At 40.4% G+C, this 6765-nt stretch carries 3 protein-coding genes; 2 read left to right on the top strand and 1 reads right to left on the bottom strand.

The features are described from left to right. The first annotated feature begins 112 nt into the window (after positions 1-112). Together O9290_RS17440 and O9290_RS17435 are read left to right on the top strand one after the other, a co-directional pair. The gene (locus O9290_RS17440) at positions 113-1558 is read left to right on the top strand and encodes an Ig-like domain-containing domain (RefSeq protein ID WP_288087334.1); all 1446 of its coding nucleotides are present in this window, start codon (positions 113-115) and stop codon (positions 1556-1558) included. Between the two features lie 215 nt (positions 1559-1773). Next, complete coding sequence (locus tag O9290_RS17435) at positions 1774-4011, top strand: FUSC family protein (protein ID WP_002761204.1); 2238 nt, start codon at positions 1774-1776, stop codon at positions 4009-4011. 428 nt (positions 4012-4439) lie between these two features. Here the strand turns inward: O9290_RS17435 and O9290_RS17430 are convergent, their stop codons facing one another. After that, positions 4440-6512 carry an AAA family ATPase gene (locus O9290_RS17430; protein ID WP_288057661.1) on the bottom strand — a complete coding sequence of 691 codons (2073 nt, stop codon included), beginning with the start codon at positions 6510-6512 and terminating at the stop codon, positions 4440-4442. Between the last annotated feature and the right edge of the window lie 253 nt (positions 6513-6765).

Raw genomic sequence — 6765 nt, 5'->3', positions numbered from 1 at the left:
CTATTGCCTATTGCCTATTGCCTATTGCCTATTGCCTATTGCCTATTGCCTATTGCCTCCTGACTGACTCCTGACTGACTCCTGATAACTGATAACTGATAACTGATAACTGATGAAAAGATTAGCTTGGTTCGATCGCTTAGTGTTGGCGACTATTTTGGCCTTAATTGCCGGGATATCGTCGATTTTGATCCAGGGAAATCAAGTTCCTACCCGAGGGGAGAATTTTAGCTGGCAAGGACGAAAAATCGGCGTTAGGGACAATTATTTTACTTTAAGTTTTAATCGGCCGATTGACCGTTCAGACATAGAAACCAGCTTGGTGATCAATCCTCCCTTACCGGGTAAAATTAGCTGGGCCGGAGATCGCTTGACCTATACTTTGACAGAATTGCCCATCTACGGCAAAAAATATCAAGTAAAGTTACCTATTGCTCAAGGTGAGGACTTTATCGGCGAATTTTACAGCCACGATCGAGCTTTTGCCTATATTGGGGTCAACCAAGAGGAAAGAGGCCGTTTAATCGTCTGTAATATCATTCAGGGGCCAAATAACGTCACAGAACTGAAAAAAACCATCCTTACCCCTGGGGATCTGGTGGTCACGGATTTTCAAATCTATCCGAGGGGGGATAGAATTTTATTCTCGGCCTTCGATCGCTCTGACTTAGGACGAGACACCCCGAAACAGCAACTTTACACGATTACCACGGGTTTAAATCATGACGAACATGGTCAAAATTTGCCCAGTGGTCGTATAGAAAGGTTTTTAGATGCGAAAACTTATCAAAATCTGCGCTTTGATCTCTCAGATAACGGCAAAACCCTAATCGTGCAGAGAATTAATCATGGGAATCCGGGGGATGCCAGTTTATGGGTAATCAGGGATGATGGACAATCGCGACCGTTAGGAATGCAAGGGGATAATTTTTTACTATCTCCCGACGGTAAAAAAGCGGTTGTCAGTCAAACGGGAGGGGTAGCGGTGATTCCTTTGGATGTCCAAGGGGGAAAACCGCAATTTTTGCCTACCTACGAGAAAATCCTCGCTTTTTCCCGGGATGGTCGCCAAAAACTCATGGTGAAATCAGAACCGGATAATCAGCGATCGCTATTTCTGCTCGACGATCGGGGAGAGTCAAGACTACTATTAAGAACAGCTAATCCGATTATTAGCTGTCAATTTGAACCGCGACAGGAAAAAACCCTTTACTGTCTGAAAAGCGATCTGGTTATGGGCAGCGATGGCAAAGTGAAAGAAGAACCTTTTTTAGGGATTATTGAGCTAAAAACGGGTAAAATGACACCCCTGCTGGCTTTACCTAATTATCGTGACGTGCAGATGAGTATGTCTCCCGATGGCGTGGCCTTATTATTTGATCAGTTAGCAACCATACCCTTTGGAGTCGGAAATGATTTAGTCACCGGGGAGGGGTCGAGCATTGCCGATGGTCGTCTCTGGTTATTACCGCTTCCTGATCAGTTCAGTCCCAATAGCAGCACGAAAATTTTACCTCAAGAACTCAACGCCGGTTTTAAACCCCGTTGGCTGCCCTAATACGGCAGAATTAAGGAGTTAGGAGTCAGTCCCGATGAAAAAATTTTCACCCCCACAGATGAAAGAGGTTTCCTTCCCCACACCCCACACCCCACACCCTACACCCTCTTTCAAGTCAGGAGACAGGAGAGAAATCGTTACCTAATCAGGTGACTCGGAGAATACTGACTCCCGAAAACGAAAACCTCATACCTCACCATTAAGATAAGTGCTATATGCTACTTCAGCGATTTGCTTTTTTATTGCGTCCTAGTGGCGATATCGAGATCGAGCGGGGGATTCGGACTTTATTAGCGATCACAGTGCCGATTATTATCGGTGATATTTTAGATCGGTCAGAAGTGGGGTTAATGGTCGGTTTAGCGGCTCAAACCTTGATTTTAGCTGATGTGGGGGGACTTTACTGCCTGAGAGCGAAAACCCTAGTCGCTACGACTATCGGGATGGCTCTAGCTTTGATTATCGGCACATTAGCCAGTGCTTGGCTAGGATTGACCGTAGTGATAGTTTTTTGTGGGTTGTTTCTAGCGGGTTATTTGACGGTTTACGGGGAAAATGGGGCGTTAGCTGGGGTAGTAATCAGTTTATTGCTGCTTTTGGCCGTTTCTTTGCCATCGGGAGATATGGTCGTCGCTTTACAACGGGCCGGAATCGCTGTGTTGGGAGGGGGATGGACAATTTTTTTAGCCCTGTTTATCTGGCCTTTTCGCCCTAATCAGCCTTTACGTCAGGTAACGGCGGAAAATTTCCAGGGTATCGCCACCTATCTCCGCTCTTTGCCCTTAAACTCTCGTTCTAATGCTCATGAGGAGCCATATTTTGACAAAATCCGCCAGCTGTTGCTACGTTCGAGGAAAACTGTCACCTTGACGCGTCGGGGACGTTGGGGAAAGAATGAGCTGCGGGAATTGTTAATCGTCTTGATTGAAGATAGCGATCGCATTAATACCAGCTTAATTGCGCTGCGAGAATTGCTTCATCTTCATCCCTTGCCACAACTGACCACGGTGGGTATTTTATTAGAAGATATTCTCGTGCAAGTGGCGGAAATTAGCGAAGATATTGCTGGGTTAATTTTGGGTAGAAATAAACAACCGGATTGTGAGCGCTTGCAGCTATTACTCAAGGCGATCGAGCAACAAAAAAACCTGCAAGCTAAAGTTTTAGAAAATGCTCAGGACGATTATAGCAGTTATGTGGCAATTTCCCAATTAAATAATCGTTTAAAAAAATTATTTAAACAGCTAAAAATAGCCAGTGAAACAGCGCAACATTTGCGGCAAAGCGAGGAATTTTCAGATAAAAAGAATCCCTGGCAGCGGAACTTTGAAGGGATAGAAAAAGAGTACGGTCAAGAAAAAGCTTGGTGGGAACCATTAAAATCTAATTTTAATCTAGAATCGCCCCTATTTCGTCATGGTTTACGCTTGGGTTTGGGAAGTGCGCTAGGAGTTTTGATTTACAACAAGCTAGGAATTACCCATAGTTTTTGGATTGGTTTAACCTTAGTTATTGTGTTAAAACCAGATTTTAGCTTGACTTTTCAACGCTTTTTAAATCGGGTGTTTGGCACGATTTTAGGCTCGTTTTTTGTTTTGGCACTGTTGCGAATTATAGATAATCCGCTCTGGTTAGAAGTTATTGGGGTTATTTCTATAGCGATCGCTTTAACTTTGGTGCGATTTCACTATAGTTTAGCCGTATTTTTTATCACAATTTTTGCTTTAATTATCAGTCGTCTCGATACCAGCAATGACGGGATTAATTTAGAGTATATCAGAATAGTTTATACTTTAATCGGTAGTGCTTTAGCTTTTGCACTTTCCTTCGGTTTTTTACGGTTTAATGAAGATGAACGTTTTTCCCTCGCTGCCATTAAAGCATTAGAAGCTAATCAAGTATTTTTTCAGTCAGTTATGGCAGTTTATTTAGGAGAATCATCCTATCAAACTGCAAGTTTATCTTCCCATCGCAATAAAGCTCGACGAGCAAATACAACTATGCAAACGGCCCTACAAAGATTAATTGATGATCCTAGCACACCCTTTCCACAAATGGAACCGGCAATCACTTTAAGTAATTATATTCCTCGTTTTGGTCGCGGGGTGACAGTTTTATTGACGGAATTGGAACAATATCGCGGTAGTCCTCCCCATCCTAATCTGAGTCTGTTCACGCAACAAATAACCCAAGCTTTGACGCAATTAACCCAAGCTTTGCAAGCAAATAATCCTCCTTCTCCCTTACCTCCCCTCGAAGATACTTTAGAAAATATCCTCGATCATTTGCAAGAATTGCGAGAGGAAAGGTTAGTAGAAATTGCCCATCAAAAAGAGGGAACTAATCTCCATAAATATTTAGGGGATTATAATATTGTCACCACGGAACTTGTGGAATTATCCAGTCGTGTGGGGGTAATGAACACAGCAATCGATCGTTTTATTAGAAGTTAAAATTTAGTTATTAAGTAGTTGGACAAAAGTAAAGTTAACTGTGGGGTAAGGAGTCAGTAGCCGGTCGTCAGGAGTCGGTCGTCAGTAAGAATTGCGGCAATTTACATTTCTTAAGATAGACAACAGAATTTATGTCCGACTACTTACAACAAAATTTTTGTAAATCTACTGAGTTGGTATTTTTAAAGGGAAACTATCTTCTAAAATTGGTCATTATTTCCGATTTTATCACTCAATTCAAGCCTTTGGGTAGGGTTGATTCAAGGTAGGGTTGATTCATGAATCAACCCTACCCAAACCCTGGAGCGCATTAGCTTTTCGGTGAGATGCTTACACGCGATTGTTCATATTTTTGTACCAATTTAAGAGTCACTGATAATTGCTGATTGTCTGTATTTCTGCAAAGGTGAGAGGCAGCCATTTAGCAGTCAGGAGGAAAATCGATTAACTTCGATAATTTCCGTATATTCAAAATTATTAGGACTGCGTTTCACTAGAGAATAATCAACACCATGAAGATTAATTAAATCCTCTTGACAATCCGCTTTCGGAGAATTATAAACTAACACATATTCTTTACCAATATAGGGAGAAATCTCGGTTTCTACTTCTCCTCTCCATTGAGTTTTTGTCACTAAAACAATTAACTGATTGGCTAATTTAGGAATAGCGATCGCAACTTGCCGACGATAGATATGATCAAGACTACCAAAAGGGGAATCCATCACCAGAGGAAAAGTGCTGCTATCAATTCCCATCAAAGTATTTTTCTGACTCCATTCTCGCACTCGATCGATAATTCCCCCGATAAAAGATAAACTGAGAATCTGATTTTCTCCGGTAGAAGCTGCCACGGGAATGGCGAATCCTGTCGTATTTTCTAATAGTCTTACCTCGTAATCGGGACTAATACGGGGAATATAGGGAGTAAAAGAAATTGAGTTAAAGATTTCCTGTACCCGTTTTTCTAAGGACAAACGAAACTGATTTTCTAATCTCTGTCTTACCTCACTAATGCGATTAATTGCCTCTTGAGTCACTAAAATACGTCGTTGTCCTAAATTATATTTTTCCTCTTTTTGTTGCTGTTTTTGTACCTGTTTTTGCAGGGATTCTAACTCTTTTTCATAGATATCTAGTTGATTTTTATTGCTGCCCTGTTCCAAGCGTAAATCTTTTAGGGAATCCTCGATCGCATCTAAGCGAGATTGCAGATTTTTAATATCTTCATCGGGATAATGGCGAAATTTATCCCGCACTTCATCTAATTCTGATTCTACTAAAGATAATTCTAAGCGCCATTGGTGAATATTAGCTTGATAATTATCCACTTCTTGCCAAAAATCTAAGACTTTTTTATCCATTTCTTTGACTGTGGAAGATAAGCGAATGGCTGCTTCTTCTACATCGGCCATTCCTGCTTTATTCATCCAATCTTGTACCTGTAAATAAGCTTGGCTATTTTCCTGTAATTCCTGACCACAAATACATTTTTTCCGCTCTAATAATTGTTGGACAAATTGCTGTTTAATACCACTGGGTAATTCCCCTTGTTGTCGTAGGTTATCGATTAATTGCTGAAAATTTTGATTAATTTCTTTTAAAAAGACTTGATAAGCTTGCTGAGAAATTAATTTCTTTAATTTATCTTTAGTTCTGACTAAATCTTGCCGCAGATTTCTTTCCTGTTGTTCCAATTTTTCTTTTAACTGTTTTAATTCTTCGGCACCACTTAACTCTAATAAGCGATTAGTAACGGCTTTTTTTAATTCTTCTTGCTGGGATAACTGGCTAATAATATCTTGCTGACGCTGTTTTAATTTCTCGAAATCCTGCTCAATTTTACTTTCCTGTTTCAGTAACTTTTTTAAATCCGATTCCCCTAAATCTTTAAGCTCATCTTGTAAAGATTTTTTGGCTTTTTTTAAATGCTCGATCGCTCGATCTAATACTTTAACTCCCAATAATTCTTTTGTATCTTCGGCGATTTTACCTTGGCTACTACTGCGAAATTGATGATCGATATATTCCCCATCAAAAAAGAAATAACGATGTAAACTTTCTGGTAAGATTTGATTAATAATATCCTCTGGTGGTTGATTGGGTGTGTACCAATTACCATCATCACCAGCGTAGAGCATATATAAACTATTTGAACCGTATTTAATCTTACTATTTACATCTTGATAGGCGAAAAATTTTCGTTTTACCTGATAGCGTTTATTTTCATGTTCAAAGTTTACTTCTGCGGAACATTCTATGGAGGTTCCCGTGCTTACTTCGGTAATTGCCCGTTTATTAACTAATAACTCTGGTTCGGCAAAAGCTGCTGTAAATTTTTCATAAAGAACCCAGGTACAAGCATTTAAAATTGTTGTTTTTCCTGCCCCATTATTGCCATAAATTACCGTCGTATTGCGAGAACTCGCTGCTAAATGTATCTCAGGAGTCTTACCATAAAATTGTCGAAAATTACATAACTTTATTGATAGTAGTTTCATATTTATATAAAGGGGATGATGGGGAAGTGGGGGAGTGGGAAGTGGGGAAGTGGGGAAGTGGGGAAGTGGGGGGATGGGGAAGTGGGAAGTGGAGCATTTGGATGAAATTTCCGGTTCTTCGGTTTGTGTTATGCAATGGAGGGGGGTTATAAGGGATGAAACCCTTATATAGAAAGACATTTGGCGATTTTTGTCAATTGTTTTCGATCTAGAACGAGCTAATCAATTAAGTCTCTTGCCGGATAAGGATTTA

Source organism: Microcystis sp. LE19-41.2A (genome assembly GCF_027530405.1).
Taxonomy (GTDB): Bacteria; Cyanobacteriota; Cyanobacteriia; order Cyanobacteriales; family Microcystaceae; genus Microcystis; species Microcystis aeruginosa.
This window is presented reverse-complemented; position numbering and strand designations above follow the sequence as displayed.

What these genes read in the sequence shown, in the direction of transcription:
- O9290_RS17440 (WP_288087334.1), top strand. Translation starts at nt 113, where the DNA reads ATGAAAAGATTAGCTTGGTTCGATCGCTTAGTGTTGGCGACTATTTTG.
- O9290_RS17435 (WP_002761204.1), top strand. Translation starts at nt 1,774, where the DNA reads ATGCTACTTCAGCGATTTGCTTTTTTATTGCGTCCTAGTGGCGATATC.
- O9290_RS17430 (WP_288057661.1), bottom strand. Translation starts at nt 6,512, where the DNA reads ATGAAACTACTATCAATAAAGTTATGTAATTTTCGACAATTTTATGGT.